This is a genomic window from Exiguobacterium sp. s34 (genome assembly GCF_018617435.1).
Lineage (GTDB): Bacteria > Bacillota > Bacilli > Exiguobacteriales > Exiguobacteriaceae > Exiguobacterium > Exiguobacterium aestuarii.
Genome location: NZ_JACSKE010000002.1, coordinates 465,974 through 491,191, shown reverse-complemented (window position 1 = coordinate 491,191; position 25,218 = coordinate 465,974). Strand labels below are relative to the sequence as shown.

Below are 25,218 nucleotides of genomic sequence, written 5' to 3'. Positions count from 1 at the left end.
TGACGTTCACCCCCTTTGAAGACACTTTACTCGAAAGACAGGCTGGAGATGCATCGTCCACTTTCATACAAGGCCTGTCCTTAACGTATAGAATTGTGCGTATTCTCGCCTAAGTTTGATAAAAGGATGACTCCTCGGAGCCATCCTTTTTTGCGTTAGATGAGTTTTTTGACCGCATCTTCAATCTCAGCCGGTGTCGTCTGGGGCGAGAAGCGTTCGACGACGTTCCCGTCACGGTCGACTAAAAACTTCGTGAAGTTCCATTTGATTGCCTTCGAACCGAGCAGTCCAGGTGCCTCTTTTGAGAGGTACTTGAAGAGCGGATGTGCATCTTTTCCGTTCACATCGACTTTCGCGAACATCGGGAACGACACCCCATAGTTGAGTTGGCAGAACTCTTGGATTTCTTCGTTTGAGCCCGGGTCTTGATGTCCGAACTGGTTGCATGGGAAACCTAAAATCTGAAGCCCTTGCCCCTTATACGAGTTATATAGCGATTCGAGACCTTCGAGCTGTGGCGTGAACCCACACTTACTCGCCGTATTGACGATGAGTAAGACGTCACCCTTATATGTAGCTAACGGTTGTAGCTGTCCTTTCATGTCCAATGCTTCAAAATCATAGATCATGTTCATTCCCCCTTTTTCTTTAGTATACCAAGAGAATAACGGCGTCACGACTTTGAACGCGTCGTGTGCAATCAAATTGTTATGAAATCATGATGTCGCTGTTACATATTTCGTGTTGTACAATCCGTATAATGAAACTCGTTGTAGAAAGGAACGGTGTTATGCGACTTTTAAAAAATGAATTTATATGGATAGCGCTCATTTTGATCGGATTATTCTTCTCGAGTGCGACACCTTACTCAGATCAGTCCATCGTTTCGCCACTCGAGCGATTCAATTGGAGCTGGATCGAGCCGACGTTAGCGAACGTCGAGTTTGACTATGCAGGAAAAAAAGTATCACTCGACGCGTTAGGCACAGTCGGGTTGATCGAGTTCTTGATGCGAAAAGCGGCCCATTTCGTTACATTTTTCGCACTAGGGGCATTGTTCGTCAAGGCGATTTCGAGAACGAACCTTCATGCTAGTCTGAACTTATTGTTTGCTTGGACGCTCGCCAACACGGTCGCCATCTTTGATGAGTATCATCAGAGTTTGACGCCGGAACGGACGCCGTTATTACAAGATGTCCTATTGGATAGTAGCGGGGCGATTGCAGGAATCGTGCTGATCGGTGGGGTCTTATTACTTCGTTCGAAACGAAAACGAGGGAAACGAGCCGGCTATGTGGCATTAAGGTAGTCAAAAAATGATATAGGTTATTATGTGAAAAGCGCTTTCTTAAAGTGCTTTTTTTATTTTAAAAACTATTTTGTGACAACAAACCAAATAAAATATTGTCTATACCCACGTTTTTTAAGAGATAAAACCTAAATTAGGTCAATGTCATACGAATGAAATATAAGTGTAAAATAACTTTTGGTTTAGATTGCTATAATGAGTCACAGAGCGAATGAAATGTCGCAACTCGTCTTATAGAAAATACTTGAACGACTATAGATAAAAAATACACGGGAATCAGCGGAGGGAAGCACATTGGGTAACTTGAAGAAATTTGCAGCAACAGTCACTCTAGGCGCACTCTTGATCGGCGGAACGTCACCGACTTATGCAGCCTCACTTACAGAGAAGCAGAAGAAAGTACAAGAACAACGACAAAAGAATAGCAGTGAACAGTCGAAAGCAAACTCTTCGATTCAATCACGTGAGCAAGCCATCAGCAAAGAGCAACAAGAGATCAACAAGTTAGATGCTGAACTCCAAGACGTCATCAACGATGTCGCTCAGAAAAAAGCTGAGATCCGTGCAACTGAAGAAAAAATTCAAAAGCTTCAAGAGCAAATCAAAAAATACGAAGCGAAAATGAAAGCACAAGAAGAACTCATGAAAGACCGTATGGCGACGATGCAAAAGAACGGTGGCTCGTCAGTCAACTGGGCTGAGTTCATCTTCGGTTCAAAAGACTTCGGTGATTTGATCACACGTATGATCACAGCTGGTACGATTCAAGAGAACGACCAACAGATCTTCGAAGAGTATGAAGCAACAAAAGAGAAACTTGCGAAAGCGCAAGCTGAATTAAAAGCAGAGCGCGATTCACTCGTGAAGCAAAAAGAAGAACTTGAAAAACGCCAAAAAGAGCTCGATCAAAAAATGAAAGAGCGCGCAGCGAAAATCAAGAAACTCGAAGCTGAAAAAGTGAAATTCGAATCAAAACTCATGAGCCTACAAGAGATGGAAGATACGCTCAAAGCTCAAGAACAAGCGATTCAAGCAGAAATCGAAGCACAACGCCGTGCTGAAGAAGAAGCGCGTCGCGCAGCGGCAGAAGCAGCAGCTGCTAAGAAGCAACAAAGCGCAAGCTCAAGCAACAGTGGTTCTAGCGCATCCACATCAACACCTGTAGCATCTGCACCAGCGAGCGGCGGGATGTTCCAACGTCCAGCAAGCGGTCGCCTCTCACAAGGGTGGGGCGCAGCGAGCGGTGCGAACGGATACTCGTTCCACAACGGTCTTGATATCGCAGGTCCAGTCGGTACACCAATCTATGCAGCACAAACAGGTACGGTCCTCCGTGCAGGTTGGGGTGGCGCATACGGAAACCACGTCATGATCGCACACGTCATCAACGGACAAGTGTGGACGACAGTATACGCGCACATGAGCTCAGTCTCGGTTAAAGCGGGTCAACGCGTATCACAAGGTCAAAATCTTGGTGGCATGGGTAGCACAGGGAACTCGACAGGGTCACACCTTCACTTCGAGATTCACCGTGGTGGTTACTCGTACTCTTCATCGAGCGCGGGAAGCACAGTCAACCCAGCATCATTCTTCTAATCAACACAAAGATAGTGATCGACGAACGCGTCGATCACTTTTTTGTTGCCATATAGGCGATAAATGTCAGGAGTGCAGCGCCAATCACACTGAGCCATAACGTGTCGATGTTCGGGTCATCGAGGACGCTTTGTCCACCGACGATCAACATATAGAGAAGAAGTGCCACACCGAGTGCACGAAACATAAAACGGAATCTAGCCATGAAAAATCGCCTCCACCTATTAGTATAGGGGAGGCGATTCGTTTCATCTAGCGAGTCGGACCCAAGCAGAATCCATAATCTGTTCGTAACCGACTTCTTGATAGATTTTATTCGACGTCGGGTTCAAGAGGTCTGTATAGAGCACACAGAACGATTTCGTCTCGAGTAACTGGCGGCTGAGGTCTGCGACTAGGCTGCGTGCGTAACCTCGCCCACGTGAGTCTGGTGACGTATAGACGAACGAGACGGTGATGCCGTTCTCAGTCGGACGTGCCCGCTTCGCACACGAGACGACCTGTCCGTCGACTTCCCAAAAGACGGCTTCATCCCTGTCGAGCATCGTCTGGACGGCTTTCGTGACTTTCTCAGGTGGCGAAGAGCGAAGGCCGGACTCGGCTTCAAAAGCGCTATACCAGGCTTCGAGTTGGGCTTGGTCAGCGACCGTCGCTTCTCGCATGTGGCCTTTCGCCATCTCGATGTCTTTCACGTCGTCGAGTCGGTAAAGCCCTTGAGACATGAACAGCTCGCTCGACCCGGACGTCACCTCTTGCCACGCCTTCGCGAACCGTTCGGCTTGTTTGCGTTCTGAGACGACCTCGGTGAAGGGGATGTCTGCTTCGAGGAGGTGCGGGATGATGAAGGCCGGGAGTTCGTCCGCACGTTTCGAATCCACGACGATATAATGGAGCGGATGTGGTGGTGTCACTTGTAAGATGGCGAGAAGTTCACCTTCCTCCTCGACAGTGAACTGATGAAACGTCTCGTAAACGCCTTGAATCACGTTATTCAATACCCCGATCATCAGGCTGTGCTTTGCCTCTTCCTCCAATAATGTACTCATGACATGTTCCGAGAAGTGATTCGGGTCTTTCCATTCGATCCATTCCATATGTATCTCTCCTTATCAATGTAGACAAAAACGGACAAACCTGATGGCTTGCCCGTTTTTGATTTCTGCTTTATGCGATATCTTCTTGTTTCGACGCTGTGTTGTCGAGAAGTTTCGTATTGTGTTTAAAGTAGTGGATAATTTTTGCGATGGCACCATCACCTGTGACGTTTGTAGCTGTCCCGAAGCTATCTTGCGCCAAGTAGAGTGCGATGACCAAGCTTTGCATCGTCGCGTCGAACCCGAGAATCGAGCCGAACAATCCGAGTGATGCCATAACCGCTCCACCTGGAACACCAGGTGCTGCAATCATCGTCACACCGAGTGCGAGGATGAATGGGAGAACGATCGCGTATGACATCGGCATGCCGTTCAAGTACATGAGTGCGACACCGACCGATGTGAGTGTGATCGTCGAGCCTGACAAGTGGATCGTTGCCGAGAGCGGGATGACGAAGTTGGCGACACCCTCGTCCGTGTTGTTCAACTTCGCTTGGCGAAGTGTGACGGGAATCGTCGCAGCCGATGATTGCGTCCCGATGGCTGTGAAGTAAGCCGGCATCATCGTCTTGAGCAACTTGAACGGATTCTCTTTGTTGAGACCACCTGCGATTGAATATTGAATCATGAGCATCGTCAAATGAAGGACGATGATTGTGACGAAGACGAGCGAGAACACCGAGAGGATCTCAGCGACCTGACCAGCATACGTCATGTTCATGAAAATTCCGGCGATGTGGAATGGGAGTAATGGAATAATGACTTTACTGATTAAGAGCTCGATGATATCGCGGAAATCCATGGCGAGGTCGAGTGACCGCTTGCTTTCGATAGCGGCAATCCCTATCCCGATGACGAACGCTAAAATGAGTGCGGTCATGACACCGAATACCGGTGGAATCTCAAATTCCATGAACCCTTTCAATAAGGCTTCTTCTGGGTTTTCGGCTCCTTCTGTCGAACGTGTCAAAATTTGCGGGAACAAGTTGCTCGTTGCAAAGTATGCGAGCGTTCCTGCGACAACTGTTGAAGCGTAAGCGATAAGTGCTGTGAGTCCGACTAACTTTCCTGCTCCTTTACCAAGTTCCCCGATTCCTGGGATGATGAAAGCAAGAATGATCAGTGGGATGGCGAAGCCTAAGAACTGCCCGAAGACCGTGTTGAACGTCACAAACGTCCGAACGATCCAGTTCTGACTTTCTGGTACGATGCTCCCGAGCAGAATCCCGAAAGCGATCGCGATGATGATGCGACCTAAGAGGCCAATGCGTAATTTCAAATCAATCACCCTTTCTGTTTGTTTGAATAGTTGATATTTTCGCACATTTTACGAAATGTTGCCACCATCTCTTGTAATTTTCCTGAAGAAAGACGTTTGACAACTTCATAGAAGGGTAATAGAAAATGTTGTACATATCAAGGGAAGGGGCTTCTCCTTTTCCTAATATAAAAACGATGTTATGATTAATTCTGACAGACGTAAAGGAGGGGTGCGCGTGCAGTTACAACGAACAACGATTCACATTGCGGGTCAAGACTATACGATCGTAAGCGAAGAACCCGCTGATCATGTGAGGGAAGTAGGCTTTTTGGTCGACAGTAAGATCCGCGAGATTCGTGAACAATCCCCTCATTTAGATGCTCGTCAGGCAGCGGTCTTGGCTGCGATTCAAATCGCAAGCGACCACGTCAAAACTAAACGAAATATGGGAGAATAAATCAATCCATGGTTACGCTACTTATACTGTTTTTCTTGTTTATTGGAATCGTCAACGGCTTCCGTCGTGGCGCGATTCTACAGCTCGGCCATTGGGTCGCGCTTATCATCAGTTTTCTCGTCGCCAACACATACTATAAAGATTTAGCTGAAGCGTTCAAGCTCTGGATCCCGTATCCGTCTCAGCTTGATGGAACGCTCCCAGGCGGCGTGTTGGACCTCAATTCGCTTTCAGGGATTGAGATGACGTTTTACAACGTCTTTTGGTTCGTCGTGTTGTTCCTCATCACAAAACTCGTCTTGCATCTCATCTTGGCGATGCTCGACTTCTTGACGGACTTGCCGATCTTGCGCCAATTAAAAGGATTGATTGGAGCAGTCCTCGGTTTCTTCGAGGCGTATGTCATTACGTTCTTCATCCTTTGGGTAATTGCGTTCGTACCGATGGCAGGCGTTCAAAATGCCGTCGACAATTCGTCGCTTGCGACATTTATCATTCAAGACACGCCATATCTATCGGATTGGTTTTCAAATAAGATGTTGTGACACGACAGGCCGGAATGCAAGCTAGTGCTTGTGTCTCGGTCTTTTCTGTGTGAAGAGGGGGAAGCGTATGAATAAAGTAGAAGCGATGATGTTGCTCGAGAAGATCGCGCAATATATGGAGATCAAAGGGGAGAACCCGTTTAAAATCAATGCATTCCGCAAGGCCGCGACGGCACTAGAGAATACGGACCTCGAGCTCGAGGACATCGACGACTTGACGTCCATCGCAGGCATCGGGAAGGGGACGGCAGCAGTCCTCGAGGAGTATCGCGATACGGGACGTAGCGAAGTGCTCGAAGCGCTGCAAGAAGAGATTCCATTCGGATTGATGAAGCTCTTGAAGATTCAAGGACTCGGTGGGAAGAAACTCGCCAAACTTCGTGAAGTCGGCGTCGTCGACTTAGAATCTCTCATCCGCGTGCTTGAAGACGGGACGGCGGCATCGCTTCCGGGATTTGGAGCGAAAAGTGTCGAGAAGCTACTTGCCGCAGCGAAAAACCTTGAGTCGCGTCCGGAACGACTCGCATATGCGGTCATGCGACCAATCGTCGAGGAAATCAACGATGTGTTGGAGAAGGAAGAGCTCGTCTTACGTCATTCGGTCGGGGGAAGTTTCCGCCGAGCCGAGGAGACGTGTAAAGACCTCGACTTCATCATCGCGACTGAAGAGCCGATCGCGCTTCGGGAGAAACTCCTCGCTTTGCCGTTCATCAATGAAGTGATCGCGGCAGGCGAGACGAAAGTATCGCTCGTTCTCGAGCGTGAGGAGATGGTGTCGGTCGACTTCCGTATGGTCGAGCCTGGCGCATTCGCCGCAACGCTTCACCATTTCACAGGCTCGAAAGACCACAACGTTCGCATGCGCCAACTCGCGAAAGCGAAGGGCGAGTCGATTTCAGAGTATGGGGTCGAGACGGCAGATGGACTGTGGCAACCGGAAACAGAAGAAGAACTGTTCGAACGGTACGGTCTTCCGTTCATCCCACCTGAGCTTCGGGAAGGACATGCCGAGTTCGAGCACGATTTGTCGAAACTCGTCACGCTCGAGGACATCAAGGCCGACGCACACATGCACACAGTCTGGTCGGACGGGAAGTTGACCGTCGACGAGATCGTCGTGGCGATGAAAGGGCGCGGCTATGAGTGGATGGCCATCACCGATCACGGGAAGTATTTGACGTTCGTCAATGGCTTGACGGAGGAGCGACTCGAGGCACAAGGTGAGGAGATTCGCGAAGCCGCAAAAACACATGACATGAACGTGTTACGAGGCGTCGAGATGGACATCCGTCCTGACGGGACGCTCGACTATGAGCCAGAATTTTTGGAGACGCTCGACTATGTCGTCGCCTCAATCCATTCGAAGATGGACCAATCCGTCGACGAAATCATGGCACGTCTCGAGAACGCCTGCCGTTCGCCATACGTCAACGTGATCGCACATCCGACGGGACGACTCATCGGTCGCCGCGACGGCTATCCGATTGACGAGGACAAGTTGATCGCGCTCGCGAAAGAGACGGGGACGGCGCTCGAGTTGAACGCCAACCCGAACCGTCTCGATTTGACGGCATCGACGCTGAAGAAAGCGAAGGCAGCAGGCGTCAAAGTGATGATCAACACCGATACGCACCACCCAGATATGATGGAAGATATGGCGCTCGGTGTGTTACACGCACGGAAAGCCTATCTCGAACCAACGGATATCATTAACTGCTTCTCGTTTGAAGACGCCAAGGCATTCTTCGCGGCGAAGCGATAGAAAGGAACATGCTAGATGGACCACGCGTTACGCGTATTAGAATATGAAAAATTGCGCCAGCAGCTTGCCGGACACGCGGCGAGCTCGCTCGGGAAAGATATGGCGCTCAAGATGCAACCGGACTACTCGTACGACCGAGTGCTCTCGAATTTGAACGTGACGAAAGAGGCGACCGAAGTCGTGCGTCTCCGTGACCGTCTTCCGCTCGGCGGACTAACGGACGTCCGTGCTGAAGTGAAGCGGGCCGCGATTGGCTCGGTCCTCTCGACGAGTGAACTTCTCGCTGTCGCGGCTGTCATGTACGGTGGGCGACAAGTGAAGAACTTCTTCGAGAAACTTCACGAGGACAATGAAGAGCTTCGGATTCCCCGTCTTGATGAGTATGCGGACAAGTTGACGAAGCTGATCGAAGTCGAACAATCGATTCGTCATGCGATTGATGATCAAGGGACGGTCCAAGATTCGGCGAGCGCACAACTCCGAGGACTTCGGACACAGCTCCGAAGCTTTGAAGGCAGCGTCCGTTCACGAATCGACAACATCCTCCGTAATAACGCGAAGATGCTCTCGGACGCCATCGTCACGATTCGAAACGACCGTTATGTCGTCCCGGTCAAACAAGAGTATCGTCAAGCGTTCGGCGGGATCGTCCATGACCAGTCGGCTTCCGGTCAGACGCTCTTCATCGAGCCGCAGGCCATCGTCTCGATCAACAACGAGATTCAAGAAGTTCGCTTGAAGGAACGCGCCGAGATCGATCGGATTTTGAGCGCGCTCTCAAATGAGGTCGGTGGGGTGCATGATGCGATCATGACGAACCTCGACGTATTGGCCGAACTCGATTTCATCTTTGCGAAAGTCGCCTACGGGCAAGAGATGAAAGCGACCGAGCCGAAGTTGAACGACAATCGGGAAATCAAGTTGAAACAAGCCCGTCACCCGTTCATCCCGAAAGATGAGGTCGTGCCGATCACGGTCGAGCTCGGGGAAGACTATACGTCACTCGTCATCACCGGACCGAACACCGGCGGGAAAACCGTCACGTTGAAGACGATTGGACTCCTTCAGTTGATGGTGCAGTCAGGACTTTACGTACCGGCAGAATTCGGGACGGAACTCTCCGTGTTTGACGCGGTCTATGCCGATATCGGGGATGAGCAATCGATCGAGCAGAGTCTCTCGACGTTCAGCTCACATATGACGAATATCGTCGGCATGCTCGACAAGATCGACTTCATGTCACTCGTCCTCTTCGATGAGCTCGGTGCCGGGACGGACCCGCAAGAAGGGGCCGCCCTCGCCATCGCGATTCTCGATGAGGTGAAACGTCGCGGGGCACGTGTCGCGGCGACGACGCACTATTCGGAACTGAAGGCATACGCTTATAACCGTGAAGGCGTCATGAACGCCTCGATGGAGTTTGATATCGAATCGCTCAGCCCGACCTATCGTCTCTTGATTGGCGTACCGGGTCGCTCGAACGCCTTCGAGATCAGCCGTCGCCTCGGACTGTCCGAGCAAGTCATCGACAAGGCACGGAGCCATGTCGGTAGTGACGCCGAATCGGTCGAGTCGATGATCAACGAACTCGAAGCGGCGAAACAACGCGCCGAACAGCTCGAGCAAGAGCTCATCGTCAAACGTCATGACTTTGAAGAGGAGCAGGCCGAGTTCGAAGCGAAGATGACCGAATTTGAGCGCGAGCGCGACAACTTGTATAGTGCGGCGGAGGCGAAAGCCGAGAAGGCCGTCGAACAGGCGAAGCGTCAGGCGAACGAGGTCATCGACCGCTTGAAGAAACTCCGGGAGCAGGGCATTGTCAAAGAGCATGAGATTATCGCGGCGAAGAAAGAGCTCGAGTCGGCAAAACCGACGCTTCAAGAGAAAAAGATCCAAAAAGTGAAACAAAAAGCCCAGCAGAAACGTACGTTCAGTAAAGGCGAAGAAGTGAAAGTGACGACGTTCAACCAAAAAGGCTACATCGTGAAACAAATCAACGACAACGAGTACAACGTCCAAGTCGGCATCATGAAAGTGAACGTCAAAGCGGACGACCTTCAGAAGATCGGTCCATCAAAAGAGAAGCCGCTTCAGTCGAAAGGAAGCTCGCTCAAGCGTCAGAGTTCGACGAAGTCTGAACTCGACCTTCGCGGCGTCCGAGTCGAAGAGGGGCTCATGCGTCTGGATAAGTATATCGATGAAGCACTCGTGTCGGGCTACGACAACGTCCGCATCATCCACGGTCTAGGTACCGGGGCGATGCGTCAAGCGACACAGGAATTTTTAAAAGGACATCGTCACGTGAAGAGTCAACGCCCAGGTGGAATGGGTGAAGGTGGACTCGGTGTCACGGTCGTCGAACTAAAATAAAGGGAGTCGGGGAATGGGCACGTTAACGTTTGCGATTATGCTAGAGTCGTTCGGCCTCTATTCGATGGCAGGGCTGATGATTATTGTCGGTCTCGCCATCTTCGAGGTGACGACGCCATACAGCAACTGGCGCGAGATTCAAAAAGGGAATATCGCCGTCGCCTTGGCGACAGGTGGGAAGATTGTCGGTCTCGCCAACATCTTCCGTGTCGTCGAGAGCTATCATGAGAGCACGATTGACATCTTCGTCGGTGGGGGATTCGGCTTCATGTTGCTTCTCGCGACCTATTGGTTGTTTGAATTTTTGACACCGACTCTGAAGGTGAACGACGAGATTCAAAAAGGAAATATCGCCGTCGGATTGTTGGCATTCTTGCTGTCGATCGGGGTCTCCCTCGTCGTCGGCGCGGCATTGGTGAGGTGAAGACATGGTATATGAACGATTGGCAAAAATCTTGTTCATCGGGGCCGGGCTGTTTTTAGTGGCAGCGGCACTGTGGTATATCTTTTATTGAAGGGGAAGCGATGTCGTGAGGCATCGCTTTTTGATTAGGGGGCGAATAAATGATTGACCTACATGATCTCATGACGACAACGGACTATGTACTCGATACAGAATCCTTTCAAATGAAGAATGAAGCGTATTATCCGCTAGAATGGACGTTCTTCGGGGCATCGGACCCGACGATGCTCCTCACATGGAACGCTGAGCGTGACCGCATCCGGATTCGTTTCGAACAGTACGCTCTCTTTCTTGGGACGCTTGAAGAACACGGTCTGAAGGAAGAAGGATTATGGAACGACCACCCAATCATAAAGCTGACGACGTCAAGCTTCATGTCATACGTACATGAAGAGATGGGAACGAATCGAGTGAACAGCGAGCGGGGGACGCTCTCACATTACGTCATTCGTACAATCGAGCAAGAGTTTCATGTCCTGGCGTATGAGGACCCGATCGTAGAAGACTTAGGGAAAGTCGGTGACACGGGAGTACGTGTCGAAATCGTGGAAAAAGCCGAATAAAAAACAACGTCGCCTCGACTCCGGGGCGACGTTGTTTCGTTTATGGGACATCAATTTTGACGGTATAGGTTTTCGGCATGGCATCACTCGAAGCGAACAAGACGAGTGTCTTCTCATTCTCTGGAACTAGGAAGACTAAATCAATTTCGGACTTCTCGCCTGGCTTGTAACGGAAGCCGCCTTGGAACGCTTTCTTATTGTGGTTGACCATGTCGACCGGACTGTACTTTGTGCCATCTGACGTGTACATGCGGAATCCGTTCGGACGATAGTCCGCATAGCCACCATAGCCCTTATCTTTGTCATACAAGGTAATCGGTAGGCTGACGAATCGTTTTCCGTCTTCCGGTTCGGTTCCGTCCGGAGAGGCGTAAACGGGTTCACCCACTTGGAATTCACGTTTCTTCAATCGCGGGTCACCGATAAACGTTTGGAACGTGCCAAGGTCCATGATTTTTTGAAGGTCATCTTCTTTTGGTGTGGTAGCCTTAGCTTCTTTCGGTTTATCCACTTTTAAATCAGCCTGTTTCGCACCCGTCGTCTGTGCGGTCGGGGTTGGTGTCGCTTTTGCTTCTTCTGTGACCGGCTTGACTTCTGGTGACGTGAAGACGAACAAGCTGATGATTCCAACGACGAGTGCCGTCGCCGTCGTCCCGAGGACGAAGCGGAAGCGTTTCTCGACTTGTTTTTGGTTGACGACATGCCCACCAATCGCTTCAGCCGGCGTGATGCGGACCGCACGCTCAGCAGGAAGCAGTGCACCTAAGACACCTGTCACGACCGGGATGAGGATGGTCGCGAACAAGAACGGTAACTCGGACGTTGGGAACTGTTGATACATGATCGTGACGATGATGATGGTGAACGTCACACCGAGTAGTCCGGCGAAGAAGCCGGTCAATGCGCCTTCTGTCAAGACGAGGCGACGGATGGACGTATTTTGCCAACCGAGCGCTTTCAAGACGGCGAGTTGTGGCTTTCGTTCGGAGACGTTTTGCCACATGATCTCGGTCGTCGTGAGCATCGCGATCAGTAAGGCGACCCCCATGGCGACGTAATGCATCGTCCCGACTTCAAGTGCCACGAACTCCCCGATCCACGTCGTATACAAGACGCCTTGGAGGCGGAACGTGACGAACAAGAAGAAGCCGAACAGACTCGTCGGTAAAGCGATGGCAAGAATCGACAACAACGTCCGTGGCCAATACGTCACGAGCTGGTTCAAGCTCATGCCGACGCTCGAGCGTGAGCGGCCGAGACGTCGTCCTTTTGAGACTTCACCAGACTGCATCGTCTCATATGGTTTGATGCGACGGACGAGTCGAATCGGGATGAGTGTCCCGAGCCAGTAAATCAAAAGTCCAGCAAGTCCGATCAAGAGAATGCGGGTGATTGAAGTCGAGCCGGCAGCTGTCCAAAGGAACGTCCCGAGAATCATCCACGAGATGAGCGCGACCATCGACCCGAGGATCGTGGCTTCTAAAAATAACAGTTTCGACAGCTGACTCGGACGCCAACCGAGCGACAAGAGGATGGCGAACTCTTTCTTCCGTGCGTACAACATGATGATGTTCGAGCTGAACACATACAACATCGCGACGAGGATGACGCTCGCGACGACGCCGGAGAAGCCGAGTTTCGCTTCTTGGAAGATCGTGATCGACGACCCGATTTTAATCCATGGCTGCTGGATCCAACCGAGCGAACTTTCTCCTTTTAAACCAGGGAGATAGGTGACGGCGTATTGTGGAGACGACCCGAGCGTGACGTCCGTGATGAGACCGGTCTTGTCTTCGATCTCCTTGGCGACCGCTTGGAGCTTCGCTTCACTCTCTTCGTTCAAGACGTCCACGCCTTTCACGTTGACGCGAATGGCCGAGATGGCCTTGTCACCGGCGATGGCGAACGCCGCGTCGAGTGTCGTCAACATCGAAGGTGGCTTCGTCAAGAAGCTATACGGGTTATTCGTCGGTTTGACGGTCGTCGGTGGGTTGACCGGCTCGTCCTTCGAGTTCATGACCCATTCGGCGCTTGCCGGGAAATACGTCTCCATCGGAAGTTCCGTCAATGGATCTTTTGACAGCTTCAGTTTCGATGGGTCGAATAGTCCGATGTAGTTATATTTCACTTTTGGTGCATCGTTAAGGTCTTCCGCGTATAAATTGGACTTACGATACATACTTTCTTGCCCATACTTCACTTGACCCTCAGCGAGGAACGGTTTGATTTGATACGAATACGGCCAACGTTTCGGGAACGGGCTCGTCACGCCTTCATAGACAAGAGGTGACGCCTTCTCGGAAAGCCACGTGTATTCCACGGTGAGACGAGGATCTTGTGGCTGCGGTTTTCCTTCTAAAATGTGTTTTGTGATATTGTCGTGCATTTGTTGGGCTGTAAAGTCGTATGAGGCGACTTTCGTGCCTTTTAAGCTATCGAGATACTCCCCTTTCCCTTTCTCGAGATAGGTTTGGATAAAGGCTTCTTGGTCGCTCGTATCGGCATCGACTTCTTCGATGGTGTAGTTGATCGAGGCATCGACGTAGTCTTTCGTACTCATCAAAATCGGGATTGTCGTGATGTCTTCATCGTAAGGTTCTGGGACATCCTCTTCATTGAAGTAACGACTGAACTCTGTCGCTTGTACGGCATCGTCTAACCCGACGAGTTTCGCTTCGGCGACCGGATCGATCCCCGCGAGCATGACGTCGCTCCCGTAATCGAGTGGGAACTCTTCGTACAGGGCGGTCGGTCCGATGCCGATGTGGGTGGAATCGCCGTTCGGCATCCAGCCGACCCAAAAGTAGGCTTTCAAGTCTTGAAAGTCATTGATTTTTTCAATGCCCGTATCGATGAGCGTGTTCATCTTGAGGCGATAAAGTCCTGCTTTATCAAACGTATGCGTTTGGGTGAACGAGCTCGAATAAGTCGACCCGATCATGGCGATCGGTGCCGCGACATCGATGTCGGCAATTTGTTGGATCGTCTCGTACTGTTCGCGCGTGATCCCTCCTTCGAGTCCGCTCATATAGTTCGGCTCGAGCAAGTTCAAATCTTCCGTCACGCTTCGGCTGCCTTCTGGTCGGACGACGATGTGATAAGACGAATCCCAACGTTTTTGCAGCTCGTTGACGACCGTGCCGTTATTCGCCTGGGTCACCCCGAGAAGATAGCTGAGCCCGGTACTGACGATGAGCATCCCGACCATGAGCAGGATAAATCGTTCTTTATTCCGCCACCATGAGTTCCAGATGAACTTAAGCATGATGGACGTCGCTCATGGCGACAACCTGCCCGTCGCGCATTTCGATTTTTCGGTTGGCACGGTCGGCGAGTTCTGGGTCATGGGTGACGAAGAGGACGCCACATCCGTTCTCGCGATTCAACCGGATCAAGAGGTCAAAAATGACGTCACCCGTATGTGTGTCGAGGTTCCCCGTCGGCTCATCGGCGAGGAGCCATTTCGGACGATGAATGAGAGCACGCGCGACGGCGACGCGTTGTTGCTGACCGCCTGACAGTTGGGACGGTAACGAATCGACCTTGTCAGCGAGACCGACCTCTTTCAACAGTTCGAGCGCGCGTTCGTGTACGTCGTAATCGACTTTTCGTCCGAAAAGCGGGGACATGACGTTCTCAAGTGCCGTCAGAGTCGGGATGAGGTGGAACTGTTGGAAGATGAAGCCGATGTTCTCGAAGCGGAAGTCCGCGAGTTGTTTTGCAGATAACGTCGAGATCGGTTCATCGTTGAAGAGCAACGTGCCTTCTGTCGGACGATCGAGTGTACCGATCAGACTGAGGAGCGTCGATTTCCCAGACCCCGACGGTCCGATGATAGAGATGAAGTCCCCGTGTTCGAAGCGGAGGTTGATGTCTTGTAAGGCGACCGTTTTGACATCACCCGTATCAAAGCGTTTCGTTAAATGTTCGCATGTAAAGTGATAAGCCATACCGTAAATTCTCTCCTTTAGCTATGTTATAGTGAAAATATGTAAGAGGACGTAATATTCTGACTATTTTTAGATTAGAGGAAAAACATTCCAATGTATAGCTGTATTTTTTTCAAATGGGTACGGGTATAGAAGAGTGAGGAGGAGAGAAGATGAAGTCTTTCGAAATTGAATTTCATTTGATCAATGAAGAAGTACTGACGTATATGGTGGAAGCCGATACGCGATATGAGGCATTAGAGACAATCTATCAATCGTTTCGACATGCGAGCGATGGATTTGTGCAATTTGAGGACGAGCTGATTGTGATGTTGGATCATGTGGCGTATGTGAAGGCGTTTGAGGTGGTAGAGTAGAGAGGAAGTGATACATTACTAATAAATATTTGTCTACTAGATATACTATCAAAATAAATAACGAATTTCAGTTCATAAAATATTAATTTCATGAACTGAAATTCGTTAAATTGTTTTTAATTCATAAATAATAGATCAAAAATTTATTAGCTATTTCGTTTAAAAATTTGACCATGTTCTATAAATTCTTTGTATACAAAAGTTCTACTTAGTTTTTTCACTGTGGATGTTAAGATGTCACTAACATATTTCTTATCTGTTTTGAAGAAATTGCTAACACTTGTCACTTTGTCATTTTCATATTGATTTGTATATTCTTCTTCAAGAATATTCACAAATAAGATAATTAAATCTTTTAATTTTTGATCTATATCGTCCTCTTTATAATTAGATATAAACGAACCATAAATGAAATCATCATCTTCAATGAGTGAAGAATTAGATTTTATAGAATTTATTTCAACATCTTCATTAATTATTCTGTAAGTTAGACCAAATAGGGCGAACAATACAAATTTTCCATTATTAAATATATTTGCTTGCTCAGAAGTAAAATCATTTTTAAATTCTGTTTTGAACTTTTTGTGTAGAGTAACGTATCTATCATTAAGTTCAATTAGATCTAATAAAAAATTTGTTTTGTTTGATTCACTAGAGTATCGCTTAAAGAAAATTTGTTTATAAAATTTATTATTATTAAATAATGAATTTTTATTTGATCTAGAAGTTCCAGGTTTTTGATTTACAAAAGAAAAAATTAATTGTGCTAGTTCATCATTTTTAATTTTAATATTAGTATCCTTAGTTGCCTTTTCACCTCTTTTAATCTCTAAAAATACTTTGTGTTTTAATAAAAGTGTTTGCAATGATCTCATTTCTGGTGAATTTGATTTCAGGTCTTTAGGCTGAATAGGTTTTTGAGAATTTGTAGCTTCGGCAATAGTATTAAAGAACCTCATAGTATCTTCAGTTGAAACTTCATCAACACTCGAAACAATTTTGCACGGGATATAGAACTCTTCTCTATTTTTTCCCTTATACTCTCCAATTAGATTAGTCGTTTGACCACCGTTTACTATAGAAAAGTTATATAACTTTATTTTGTTTCCATCTTCAATAAAGTCGGTACAGGCTATAGTTAAACCGTTATTTAAAAACCAAAATTCTTCTCGATTATTATCAAGAGTGTTCTTAATCCCATCATCAACATTTTTATTTCTAATGTATCTTCTTATGTTTAGATTAAATAAACCCTTTTGATTGTATTTATTGTATAAACGACTAATTGATTCTGAGCTGACGTTCACAAAAATTCCTTTGTGTTGATCACTGGAGTATTTCAATATATTTTTAGTATTATCGATATTTACACTGTCTTCTGCCACTACTTCATGTTGCAATTGAAGTTTTTCAATTATTTCTTCTATATGTACTTTATTTAATACTGTTAAGTACGCAACTTTATCTTCGATTCCAGTTAGTTTTGATTTTGCCTTTTGTATATCCAAAGTCGCCAACGAAGAAAATAAAATTTCTATATTTCCTTCATTTTCATCTGTTAGTCGATCTAAAGATTCTTGTAGAAGTCTCTTTGTTTTTTTATTATAACTACCTGTATGTGCATCTTTAAAATCATTTAATGTAGTTATAATTTTATTAATTTCGCTAACAATATCTTGAATTTGAATCGAGTCAGAATGCTTATTTTGTAAAATTATTATTTTTGAGTCTTCTTCATCAAAATATACTGCATCAATCCCACCGTCATCTTTTCCATCTGTAATTATTGATATAATCTCAGGCCAGACTTTTGAAATATCAACTTCTTTAAAACAGTAATATTGAAGCATCAAGATATTAAATGCTTGATCATTAGATAAGGAAATTTTTGGGTTGGTAGAGTTTCCGTATGCTATAATTTCATTGATTTCTTTATTAATAATATTTGACATATGTACCTCCTATGAAATGGGGAAAAACATTTGTGATTAATATCTCTTACTATTATTTCAAAAATTAAAATAAAGATCTAGTCATCAGTAAACATGAATCTATAAATCGATAAGGAGGAAGAAATATGATTTATAACAAGCTTATCCGCGACCGCATTCCTGAAATTATTCACGAATCAGGAAAAGTGCCGATTGTGAAGCAACTAAGCCAAGCCGAGCACTTTGAACAAGCACGCGTGAAACTTTATGAAGAAATCAAAGAATATGAAGAGACAAACATCGATGAAGAATCTCTTGAAGAGTTAGCTGACATTTTGGAATTGGTCTATACACTTGGGAACATGCATGGGGCAGACTTTGATGAATTGAATCAAATTCGCGAAGAGAAACGAAAAAAACGCGGCGGATTTGAAAAGGGACTATTTTTAGAAGAGGTTCTGGATCATGAGTGACTTACGACTCCATACGAGCAACCTTGGCACTCCTTTACAAGAACACATAGACGCGGCGACTGAAATTTATATGGTCGTCGCGTTTGCTCAAGTGTCGGGAGTGAAAGAATTATACGCTTCGTTAAGAAAAGCGGGTGAACGCGGTGCGCAAATCAGAATCTTGGTAGGAGACTACCTGTATCTCACCAACCCTGATGCACTGGATATGCTTCTAAAAATCCCGAACATCGAGCTCAGGCTCTATCGGTCAAAGGGGAGATCGTTCCATCCAAAGGCATATTTGTTCCGTACAATAGAAAGCGGTACATTTTTTGTAGGTTCCTCGAACTTGTCGCATAGTGCGCTAAATCATGGTGTGGAATGGAACGTTGAAATTCCTTCAAGTGTATCGGAGAAAGTGTTTGAAGAGTCAGTCGCCGCGTTCCATGAATTATTTTATAGTGAATATGCGCAAATGATGAATCCAGTCTCCTTACAGCATTATCGTGAAGAGTATGAAGCGCGGAAGGATCGAATGAAAGAACTGGAGGTTGCTGAACATTCTCCTGTTTACATAGAAGATGATTCGATTACACCGACGTCTGTTCAAGATGCGGCCTTGTTGGCACTTCGGGAAACGATGGCGGAAGGTCGAAAGAAAGCGATGCTCGTTTTGGCGACAGGATTAGGGAAAACGTATTTAAGTGCATTTTTTGCTCGTCAATTCAAACGCGTCCTTTTCGTTGCGCATCAAAAAGAACTTTTGTTACAGGCAGAAAAGTCATTCCTCAATGTAGCAACGGATTGGAATACAGGATTACTACTTGGAGGTGAATCACGAAATCAAGAAACTGCTGACGTCGTGTTCGCCTCGATTCAAACATTAGCTTCGAAACAAAGAATGGAACAATATAATCCAGAGCAATTTGATTTGATTATCGTGGATGAGTTTCATCATTCGGCGGCCCCATCTTACCGTCGTGTGCTAGATTATTTTCAACCGAAATTCCTACTTGGTTTGACTGCAACGCCTGACCGTTTAGACGGAGGGGACGTATATGCGCTTTGCGATGATAACGTTGCTTTCCAGATGCACTTTACGGAAGCGATAGAAGAATCGTTTTTAACCCCGTTTCATTATGTGGGAATATACGATGAAATTGACTACTCTCAAATTCGTCTAATCAATGGACGTCGTTACGATCAAGAGGAATTATTAGCAGAACAGTTAAAAGAAAGTGTTGCCGAGAAGATTTTTAAGGCATGGTCAGAACATCATCAATCGAGGGCGCTCGGTTTTTGTTCATCCGTTATACAAGCTGAATATTTGGCAGATTATTTCAGGAGACAAGGGGTGCAGGCGGTAGCACTTCATAGTCAGACCGAGTATGATCGTACCGAAGTGATTGCTCAGTTAAAGCATGGACAATTAGACATCATTTTTGCAGTGAATCTATTTAATGAGGGTGTCGATATACCTGAAATTGATACGTTATTGTTCTGTCGTCCGACAGAATCATTGACAGTGTTTACCCAACAAATCGGACGAGGACTACGTCTATCAAAAGGAAAGACACATTGTACGATTATCGATTTGATTGGGAACTATAAAAACATTGATAAGAAACTGGCGCTATTGACGGCTAAACGACAAGATAAAATTAGTTCTTTACCAACCATGATTGATCTACCTTCGTCTTGTACGATTGAGTTTGATTTACAAACTGTTGACTTATTGAAGAAAATGGTGACACGCTCCTCAACGCGTAGGCAATTACTTGAACAAAATTATTTCATGGTGAAAGAAGAATTGGGTAGACGACCAACTTATCTAGAACTAGTTCAAAGAGGCGAATATTCATTAGATGCGTACCGATCAGAATGGAAAAAGGAAAGAGGTTTCTTTGGTTTCTTGAATAAAATAGGTGAGCTTAATGTAAAAGAGTCAGATATATTTTCTGTTGCGAACGACCTATTATTTGAAGTAGAAAATACCAAAATGCAAAATAGTTATAAAATGGTGGTTCTGAACATAATGTTGCAACGAGGCATCGGCAAATGGTTTTTACCAATCACTACAGGAGAGGTTGCAAAACCATTCTATGAATATTTAGTTGCAGAACCATATCGATTAAAGAAAGGGAGAAACTCAAAGAATTTATTCCAAAGCTTTGATCAAAACAAAATTGAGAAGCTATTACTAGATATGCCATTCACTTACATTGCTAAAGGACCCTTTAAATTGAATGGAGATACATTAACACTAGACTCTTCTGATATTTATCAGAGTCCTATATTATATAAATGGTTAAAAGAATTAGTAGAAGTCCGCTTATACGATTATTTTAAAAGAGAGAGTGGATTTGATCGGAAGGGGATGGATAGAAAATGAAACGCCTATTACTACGCAAAATCCAATTCGCCCTCCAACACCATGGTGGGACGGCATCTTTAAAAGACATTTATGCGTATGTCGAAAAATCATATTATCAACTCGAGCTCGATCGTTACAAAGATTGGAAAGGGCACGTCAATAAACAGATTCGTGCGCATTCTAGCGATTCAGCGAGCTTTACCGGAAAAGAAGATCTCTTTTATTCCACAGGAAATAAAGGCATTTGGGGCCTCAGACAATCCAATAACTAACGAAAGCGGGACCAATTTCACTTGGTTCCGCTTTCAATGTTTACAAAACATCACACCCTATTGTCACACAATGTTCATTCCTGTACACTTCGATATTGTGTGCTAAAAATTATGTTAGGGGTTAGTCAATGGAACTTGTACAGCAATTATCTCAAATGCAACTCATCAACCAATTCTGGTTGCTTATGGCCTTCATCATTCCGATGGTCATTTTATCTCGTATGGTCGTGGCGGGGACGCGCTTCTCGCCGATCCTCGTAATCGTCATCTTCGGTCTTGGTCTCGGCTTCGGTATGGTCGAGCTCGGCATCGCGACACCGGGTCTTCCTGAATTCCCGCTCGTCGACTTCTTGTCACGGACGACAATCATCGCGTTAGTCGTTTCGTTCTTCGTCGGTGGACAGGAACTTCGTAAAATCTTAAGTAAACAAGAGCTCGACATGGAAGACATCGTCGTCCCTGCAAAAGAGGAGATGTTCCTCGGAACGGGACGTACGCAGTTCATCTTTATCCTTCGTTCTTTCTTCTTGCTCGTCGGTTTGGAAGGGTTCTTCCGTATGGCAATCGAGCCAGGTACGGCAGAAGGGATTGCGCTTTACTACCCAATCCTCGCACTCCTCGGTCTCGCTGTGTCGTTCTTACTCATCGACCATAAAGCACAGATTCAGGACAAGAAAGTATACATGCAAAAAGGTGTCATCGAGACAGTCCTCTTGCTTGTCATCTTGTTCGTCTCGTTCTTGATTGCGACAGCAGTTCAGCCGATTATCGCACTTCCGCAAATCTTCTTTGCGATGTTGATCTCGTCGGCGCTCGGTGCCATCTTCCACAACTGGACGTATGGACCGACTGTCCGCGCGCTTCTCTTCGCAGGAATTCCGGTCGTCTTGGCTGCCAACTTCATGGTCGGTGGTTCACGAATCGGTGATGCGTTCGCCATCGAAGGCATGAACTCGATTCTCGTGTACGGTTTCTTCGGTCAGTTGTTCTGGATGTTCGGTGGAATCGCACTCATCATGTGGTTCGCTCGTACGGGTCATATCCGTAACCTCGCGCCAGGTATGGCAGGTTCACTTTCACACAGTGGTCTCACAGGTGCGTGTACGGCTGGGGACTTCGGTCAAGTGGCGGCAAAACGTGCGCCAATCATGATCAACATTCCGTTCTTCGGACACATCTTCGTCTTCTCAATCCTCGCAGTCAGTGCCGATAACGGCGCGCTCTGGATTTGGCCGACAGCCATCATCGTCTTGATCGGTCTCGCGCTCACGGCGCTCGCGTTGAAAAACTTACGTGCGGCGAATGGCGAAGACTTCAAAGAAGTAAAAGCCCTTATGCAGTTCTCGTTCGGATGGCAGATGATGGCCGTCTTCGGTGGTCTCGTCATCTTGACGTTCAGCACGATTGCATTTGATTACACGACGATGGCACAATCGTCAGCAATTTCGCACTTCGGCTTGTTCGCAGCGGTTCAAGGCGGCATGTTCGGGACGGAAGCGTCGCTTCTTATCCCGCTCATCTTCTCGATGCCGTTCCTCGTGCACCCGATTGTCTTCTATATGTTCGGGAAAGCACTCGATAACAATGGCGAAATGCCACGTGTGCCGGTATATGCGATGGCGCTCGTTGGTGTCGTCGGCGTATCTGCAGCGATTTTCGTCTTATAAGACATCCATTCCGCTCTGACTTCGGTCAGGGCGGTTTTTTGTTGATGAATTTGAAATGACAAAAAGCGTCCGACCTTTTCTCAGGTCGAACGCTTTTTCTGTCATCACATCACCATCGAGATCAACGTCAAGATGGCGAGCCCACCTTGTGTCAGGATAATCTTCTTGTCACTCGTGATACTGCCATATAGGGCAACGAGAATGATATACGTCAGCATCATGGTGACAATCTCGAACGGGTTAGGGGAGATGTATAGCCCGTATAAGAGCCCGACCCCGATCAACCCGTTATACACTCCTTGATTTTTGAACAAAACCGATACCGAGTCTCTTGTCAGCTCGTCTTTCGACATGCGGAAGACGCGTGACGTCGAGGAAGACGCCGTCGCAACCGTCTCTAAATAGAAGATATAGAAGAATTCGATCGCGACGAGCGTCCCGAGCACAAGGGTGAGCGTCGACATATTAGTTGACCGCTGCTACTTGCACGACCGGTTTCGCAGACACGTAGTTTGCGACGTTTTGTGCGAAGTTGATGAGGACCGGGTTTTGGTTATGCTGCTCGAGAGCGGCTTGGTCTTCCCAGTTCTCGATCATGACGAAACGGTTCTCGACAGACGTTGATTCGTATAAGTCATATCCGACGCAGCCCGCTTCTTGTTTTGATGAGTCGATCAAGACTTGGATGTCACGCAAGAAGTTCTCGCGTTGTGATGCTTGGATATCGAATGTGGCGTTGACTAAGATCATGGTTGATTCCTCCGATTGTGTGTTGAATTATTTGAACGATGTGACCGTTTGAGCGTCAAGACGTACTGATTCGTAACCTTCTTCTGCGGCTTTCCCGACAGACAAGATCATGACCGGTACGTAGCGATCTTTGTCGAGACCGAATGCTTCTGCGAGTTGGTCTTTCTCGAAACCGCCGATTGGGTTCGTGTCATAGCCGTGTGCACGTGCTGTGAGCATGAATTGCATCGCTGCGAGACTCGCATCGATTTTCACGATGTCGTTCATCTCTTGTTTCGAGAGGTTTTTGTAGTAAGGGATGATCGCGCCGAGCTGTTGGTCACGAACTTCTTGTGGCATTTTGCCTTCTGCGACTGCTTGGTCGTAGATTTGTTCGCCGTACTCGTAGCACTCCATGTCTCCGAAGATAAGGAGCATCGCTGATGACGAATCGTTTTGACGCGTGTTGAAACGAATGAGCGGCTTGAGCGTCTCTTTCGCTTCTGGGCTTTCGACGACGACGAAGCGCCATGGCTGCATGTTGACTGATGATGGAGCAGTTGTTGCTTCCTGAATCATTTCGAGCATCTCTTCTTGTGAGATTTTTACGTTCTCGTCATAGACACGGATTGATTTACGACCGAACATAACGTCTTTGAATGTATTGTTTTCGAATGTAGTTGCCATTGGTGAATTCCTTCTTTCTCTGTTTAGGTGTGACTGTTCAATTTTTGAAGCAGTCCGGATAATTGATGAATCTCTTCAGCGGACAAGGCTTGTAAGACGAGGTGGTTGGCCTGTTCGTCTCGTTCGCAGTGCCCGAGGTCTTGCTCTGCTTTCTCTGTCACACGGACGAACATCTCGCGATGGTTCTCCGTGTTCCGCTCTCTGACGACATATCCTTTTTCTTCTAGGATTTTTAAATGTCGAGTGATGGCGGCATTGTCGATTTTCATTTCTTCCTTAATCACGCGTTGCGAACAAACGCCTCGTTCTTTGACGACTTGTAGCATCTCGTAGCGGGTCAGGCTGAATCCTGTTTCCCGTTCAAACGACGATGCGACGTTTTGTTCTGCCAACTTGATTTGGTAAAGTAATCGGCTGATTTCACGTAGGTCCATTGCGTCCCACCTTTCTCAATTGACTTATCAATCGTTGACTTGTCAAACGATACAACGTTTTGGATTGCCTGTAAAGTCAAACGCTCAAAAAAAGACGACACCGGATTATTGTGTCGTCTCGTCTTCGATCGGGGTGCCATCAAAATGATATTCTGTCATGAACGTCGTCTCGTCGAATCCGTAAAGACGGTCGTAGCCATTTAAATCTTCAATCGTCCGCACATCGAGGAATGACGGGTCGATGTCAGACGCTTCGCGCGTGAACATCATATACCGTTCCGTGTAATCGTCATTTCCGCCTGGCTTTCCGTCGAACGAGAAATGGATCGAGTAGACGTCAGGCTCGATGTCACGGATGACGTCGAGAATCCGTTGTTTCTGTTCGTCCGTGTTGTTCCAGTCTTCATGAAACATGATTGAAACGTCGAGATATGTCTTCGGATTCGTCTCATAGATGGACGTCGGGGTCGGGCTGACTTTCGCTTGCGCATCATCGGACACCCCGATCGGCACCTCAGCACGGACGGTCTCTTCCTCTTTTAAGATTCCTTGCGACACGAGCCGCTCGTGAATCGTCCGCTCCGCCTCACGTTCCCAATACGTCTCGAGCACATTGTCGTGGATGGAGCCGTCACCGTACGTCTCGAGAAAATAAGTGCCAGCGAACGGTTCTTTCGTCAATGTGACTTCCCCGACATAACCGCCCATCTTCCAATCACGTGACAGTTCGATATCGGGTTGTTCCTGGTACGTCTCTTTTACATAAGTGTTGTAGGCATCCCGTGCCTCGGATTTCTCAAGTGTCGTATACACGAATAAGCCGCTAGCTAAAAGCCCGCCAACAATGCCTGCTACGATTCGTTTTTTCATCATTTCGTCACCTCTTTCCCAATGTACCTTATATGTTGAGGATAAACCTCGGTCCAAAGTCTTATTCAAATCATTT

The 25,218-nt window shown here is 47.2% G+C and carries 25 protein-coding genes; 13 read left to right on the top strand and 12 right to left on the bottom strand.

Annotation, left to right across the window (positions count from 1 at the left end; translation table 11 throughout):
* Positions 1 to 155: 155 nt before the first annotated feature.
* Positions 156 to 629 carry a glutathione peroxidase gene (locus KNO87_RS06135; RefSeq protein WP_214794421.1) on the bottom strand — a complete coding sequence of 158 codons (474 nt, stop codon included), beginning with the start codon at positions 627 to 629 and terminating at the stop codon, positions 156 to 158.
* 161 nt (positions 630 to 790) lie between these two features.
* Here KNO87_RS06135 and KNO87_RS06130 point away from each other — a divergent pair, with 161 nt between their 5' ends.
* Both KNO87_RS06130 and KNO87_RS06125 read left to right on the top strand, forming a co-directional pair.
* Positions 791 to 1,309 (top strand): VanZ family protein, encoded by a 519-nt coding sequence (locus KNO87_RS06130; RefSeq protein ID WP_214794419.1) that lies wholly within the window; start codon positions 791 to 793, stop codon positions 1,307 to 1,309.
* 294 nt (positions 1,310 to 1,603) lie between these two features.
* A complete protein-coding gene (locus tag KNO87_RS06125; RefSeq protein ID WP_214794417.1) occupies positions 1,604 to 2,905 on the top strand; it encodes a murein hydrolase activator EnvC family protein in 1,302 nt (433 codons plus the stop codon).
* Between the two features lie 34 nt (positions 2,906 to 2,939).
* Here KNO87_RS06125 and KNO87_RS06120 read toward each other — a convergent pair whose 3' ends face one another.
* The 3 genes from KNO87_RS06120 to KNO87_RS06110 form a co-directional block, all read right to left on the bottom strand.
* Positions 2,940 to 3,110: a hypothetical protein gene (locus KNO87_RS06120; RefSeq protein WP_214789537.1), complete on the bottom strand. Its 171-nt coding sequence runs from the start codon at positions 3,108 to 3,110 to the stop codon at positions 2,940 to 2,942.
* Positions 3,111 to 3,153: 43 nt separating this feature from the next.
* The gene (locus tag KNO87_RS06115; protein ID WP_214794414.1) at positions 3,154 to 3,999 is read right to left on the bottom strand and encodes a GNAT family N-acetyltransferase; all 846 of its coding nucleotides are present in this window, start codon (positions 3,997 to 3,999) and stop codon (positions 3,154 to 3,156) included.
* A 70-nt stretch (positions 4,000 to 4,069) separates the two neighbouring features.
* Positions 4,070 to 5,278, bottom strand: coding sequence for a dicarboxylate/amino acid:cation symporter (locus KNO87_RS06110; RefSeq protein WP_251126755.1), 1,209 nt, complete (start codon positions 5,276 to 5,278; stop codon positions 4,070 to 4,072).
* A 217-nt stretch (positions 5,279 to 5,495) separates the two neighbouring features.
* Here KNO87_RS06110 and zapA point away from each other — a divergent pair, with 217 nt between their 5' ends.
* The 6 genes from zapA (at position 5,496) to KNO87_RS06080 (ending at position 11,420) form a co-directional block, all read left to right on the top strand.
* Positions 5,496 to 5,717: a cell division protein ZapA gene (gene zapA, locus KNO87_RS06105; RefSeq protein WP_015881047.1), complete on the top strand. Its 222-nt coding sequence runs from the start codon at positions 5,496 to 5,498 to the stop codon at positions 5,715 to 5,717.
* A gap of 8 nt (positions 5,718 to 5,725) precedes the next feature.
* Positions 5,726 to 6,262 (top strand): CvpA family protein, encoded by a 537-nt coding sequence (locus tag KNO87_RS06100; RefSeq protein WP_074032727.1) that lies wholly within the window; start codon positions 5,726 to 5,728, stop codon positions 6,260 to 6,262.
* A 67-nt stretch (positions 6,263 to 6,329) separates the two neighbouring features.
* Complete coding sequence (gene polX / locus KNO87_RS06095) at positions 6,330 to 8,024, top strand: DNA polymerase/3'-5' exonuclease PolX (RefSeq protein WP_214794410.1); 1,695 nt, start codon at positions 6,330 to 6,332, stop codon at positions 8,022 to 8,024.
* 15 nt (positions 8,025 to 8,039) lie between these two features.
* Positions 8,040 to 10,394: an endonuclease MutS2 gene (locus KNO87_RS06090; protein WP_214794407.1), complete on the top strand. Its 2,355-nt coding sequence runs from the start codon at positions 8,040 to 8,042 to the stop codon at positions 10,392 to 10,394.
* Positions 10,395 to 10,407: 13 nt separating this feature from the next.
* Positions 10,408 to 10,818: a DUF350 domain-containing protein gene (locus KNO87_RS06085; protein ID WP_214789527.1), complete on the top strand. Its 411-nt coding sequence runs from the start codon at positions 10,408 to 10,410 to the stop codon at positions 10,816 to 10,818.
* Positions 10,819 to 10,958: 140 nt separating this feature from the next.
* On the top strand, positions 10,959 to 11,420 hold the full coding sequence (locus KNO87_RS06080) for a hypothetical protein (RefSeq protein ID WP_214794405.1): 462 nt from the start codon (positions 10,959 to 10,961) through the stop codon (positions 11,418 to 11,420).
* A gap of 40 nt (positions 11,421 to 11,460) precedes the next feature.
* On the opposite strand, the gene KNO87_RS06075 is transcribed toward KNO87_RS06080, so the two are convergent.
* Together KNO87_RS06075 and KNO87_RS06070 are read right to left on the bottom strand one after the other, a co-directional pair.
* A complete protein-coding gene (locus tag KNO87_RS06075) occupies positions 11,461 to 14,685 on the bottom strand; it encodes an FtsX-like permease family protein (protein WP_214794403.1) in 3,225 nt (1,074 codons plus the stop codon).
* Positions 14,678 to 15,370, bottom strand: coding sequence for an ABC transporter ATP-binding protein (locus KNO87_RS06070; protein WP_214760458.1), 693 nt, complete (start codon positions 15,368 to 15,370; stop codon positions 14,678 to 14,680). Before KNO87_RS06070 ends, KNO87_RS06075 begins: the two co-directional genes overlap by 8 nt.
* Before the next feature lie 152 nt (positions 15,371 to 15,522).
* Here KNO87_RS06070 and KNO87_RS06065 point away from each other — a divergent pair, with 152 nt between their 5' ends.
* On the top strand, positions 15,523 to 15,726 hold the full coding sequence (locus KNO87_RS06065) for a hypothetical protein (RefSeq protein ID WP_214794401.1): 204 nt from the start codon (positions 15,523 to 15,525) through the stop codon (positions 15,724 to 15,726).
* A gap of 146 nt (positions 15,727 to 15,872) precedes the next feature.
* Here the strand turns inward: KNO87_RS06065 and KNO87_RS06060 are convergent, their stop codons facing one another.
* Positions 15,873 to 17,678 (bottom strand): AIPR family protein, encoded by a 1,806-nt coding sequence (locus tag KNO87_RS06060; protein ID WP_214794399.1) that lies wholly within the window; start codon positions 17,676 to 17,678, stop codon positions 15,873 to 15,875.
* Positions 17,679 to 17,803: 125 nt separating this feature from the next.
* Between KNO87_RS06060 and KNO87_RS06055 the strand changes: the two genes are divergently transcribed.
* The 4 genes from KNO87_RS06055 (at position 17,804) to KNO87_RS06040 (ending at position 22,422) form a co-directional block, all read left to right on the top strand.
* Entirely contained in the window at positions 17,804 to 18,130 is a 327-nt protein-coding gene (locus KNO87_RS06055; protein WP_214794396.1) for a nucleoside triphosphate pyrophosphohydrolase, read from the top strand.
* Positions 18,123 to 20,501 carry a DEAD/DEAH box helicase family protein gene (locus KNO87_RS06050; RefSeq protein ID WP_214794393.1) on the top strand — a complete coding sequence of 793 codons (2,379 nt, stop codon included), beginning with the start codon at positions 18,123 to 18,125 and terminating at the stop codon, positions 20,499 to 20,501. The genes KNO87_RS06055 and KNO87_RS06050 overlap by 8 nt, the downstream gene beginning before the upstream one ends.
* Complete coding sequence (locus tag KNO87_RS06045; protein ID WP_015881071.1) at positions 20,498 to 20,755, top strand: hypothetical protein; 258 nt, start codon at positions 20,498 to 20,500, stop codon at positions 20,753 to 20,755. The genes KNO87_RS06050 and KNO87_RS06045 overlap by 4 nt, the downstream gene beginning before the upstream one ends.
* 128 nt (positions 20,756 to 20,883) lie before the next feature.
* Positions 20,884 to 22,422 (top strand): hypothetical protein, encoded by a 1,539-nt coding sequence (locus KNO87_RS06040; RefSeq protein ID WP_214747869.1) that lies wholly within the window; start codon positions 20,884 to 20,886, stop codon positions 22,420 to 22,422.
* Positions 22,423 to 22,526: 104 nt separating this feature from the next.
* Here KNO87_RS06040 and KNO87_RS06035 read toward each other — a convergent pair whose 3' ends face one another.
* The 5 genes from KNO87_RS06035 to KNO87_RS06015 all read right to left on the bottom strand — a co-directional run bounded on the left by KNO87_RS06035 (position 22,527) and on the right by KNO87_RS06015 (position 25,142).
* Positions 22,527 to 22,886 (bottom strand): DUF1304 domain-containing protein, encoded by a 360-nt coding sequence (locus KNO87_RS06035; protein WP_214794391.1) that lies wholly within the window; start codon positions 22,884 to 22,886, stop codon positions 22,527 to 22,529.
* Position 22,887: 1 nt separating this feature from the next.
* Positions 22,888 to 23,172, bottom strand: coding sequence for a putative quinol monooxygenase (locus KNO87_RS06030; RefSeq protein WP_026826548.1), 285 nt, complete (start codon positions 23,170 to 23,172; stop codon positions 22,888 to 22,890).
* Positions 23,173 to 23,199: 27 nt separating this feature from the next.
* Complete coding sequence (locus KNO87_RS06025; protein WP_214794389.1) at positions 23,200 to 23,838, bottom strand: nitroreductase family protein; 639 nt, start codon at positions 23,836 to 23,838, stop codon at positions 23,200 to 23,202.
* A gap of 23 nt (positions 23,839 to 23,861) precedes the next feature.
* Positions 23,862 to 24,272, bottom strand: a complete 411-nt coding sequence (locus KNO87_RS06020; protein WP_214794387.1) for a MarR family winged helix-turn-helix transcriptional regulator — start codon at positions 24,270 to 24,272, stop codon at positions 23,862 to 23,864.
* 105 nt (positions 24,273 to 24,377) lie between these two features.
* Complete coding sequence (locus KNO87_RS06015) at positions 24,378 to 25,142, bottom strand: hypothetical protein (RefSeq protein WP_251126754.1); 765 nt, start codon at positions 25,140 to 25,142, stop codon at positions 24,378 to 24,380.
* Positions 25,143 to 25,218 lie beyond the last annotated feature (76 nt).

Coding starts and splice junctions, on each gene's coding strand:
- KNO87_RS06065 (WP_214794401.1), top strand. CDS start 15,523: ATGAAGTCTTTCGAAATTGAATTTCATTTGATCAATGAAGAAGTACTG.
- KNO87_RS06085 (WP_214789527.1), top strand. CDS start 10,408: ATGGGCACGTTAACGTTTGCGATTATGCTAGAGTCGTTCGGCCTCTAT.
- KNO87_RS06040 (WP_214747869.1), top strand. CDS start 20,884: ATGGAACTTGTACAGCAATTATCTCAAATGCAACTCATCAACCAATTC.
- KNO87_RS06030 (WP_026826548.1), bottom strand. CDS start 23,172: ATGATCTTAGTCAACGCCACATTCGATATCCAAGCATCACAACGCGAG.
- KNO87_RS06080 (WP_214794405.1), top strand. CDS start 10,959: ATGATTGACCTACATGATCTCATGACGACAACGGACTATGTACTCGAT.
- KNO87_RS06020 (WP_214794387.1), bottom strand. CDS start 24,272: ATGGACCTACGTGAAATCAGCCGATTACTTTACCAAATCAAGTTGGCA.
- KNO87_RS06055 (WP_214794396.1), top strand. CDS start 17,804: ATGATTTATAACAAGCTTATCCGCGACCGCATTCCTGAAATTATTCAC.
- polX (WP_214794410.1), top strand. CDS start 6,330: ATGAATAAAGTAGAAGCGATGATGTTGCTCGAGAAGATCGCGCAATAT.
- KNO87_RS06120 (WP_214789537.1), bottom strand. CDS start 3,110: ATGGCTAGATTCCGTTTTATGTTTCGTGCACTCGGTGTGGCACTTCTT.
- KNO87_RS06130 (WP_214794419.1), top strand. CDS start 791: ATGCGACTTTTAAAAAATGAATTTATATGGATAGCGCTCATTTTGATC.
- KNO87_RS06060 (WP_214794399.1), bottom strand. CDS start 17,678: ATGTCAAATATTATTAATAAAGAAATCAATGAAATTATAGCATACGGA.
- KNO87_RS06050 (WP_214794393.1), top strand. CDS start 18,123: ATGAGTGACTTACGACTCCATACGAGCAACCTTGGCACTCCTTTACAA.
- KNO87_RS06075 (WP_214794403.1), bottom strand. CDS start 14,685: ATGCTTAAGTTCATCTGGAACTCATGGTGGCGGAATAAAGAACGATTT.
- KNO87_RS06090 (WP_214794407.1), top strand. CDS start 8,040: ATGGACCACGCGTTACGCGTATTAGAATATGAAAAATTGCGCCAGCAG.
- KNO87_RS06135 (WP_214794421.1), bottom strand. CDS start 629: ATGATCTATGATTTTGAAGCATTGGACATGAAAGGACAGCTACAACCG.
- KNO87_RS06045 (WP_015881071.1), top strand. CDS start 20,498: ATGAAACGCCTATTACTACGCAAAATCCAATTCGCCCTCCAACACCAT.
- KNO87_RS06025 (WP_214794389.1), bottom strand. CDS start 23,838: ATGGCAACTACATTCGAAAACAATACATTCAAAGACGTTATGTTCGGT.
- KNO87_RS06100 (WP_074032727.1), top strand. CDS start 5,726: ATGGTTACGCTACTTATACTGTTTTTCTTGTTTATTGGAATCGTCAAC.
- KNO87_RS06115 (WP_214794414.1), bottom strand. CDS start 3,999: ATGGAATGGATCGAATGGAAAGACCCGAATCACTTCTCGGAACATGTC.
- KNO87_RS06070 (WP_214760458.1), bottom strand. CDS start 15,370: ATGGCTTATCACTTTACATGCGAACATTTAACGAAACGCTTTGATACG.
- KNO87_RS06015 (WP_251126754.1), bottom strand. CDS start 25,142: ATGAAAAAACGAATCGTAGCAGGCATTGTTGGCGGGCTTTTAGCTAGC.
- KNO87_RS06035 (WP_214794391.1), bottom strand. CDS start 22,886: ATGTCGACGCTCACCCTTGTGCTCGGGACGCTCGTCGCGATCGAATTC.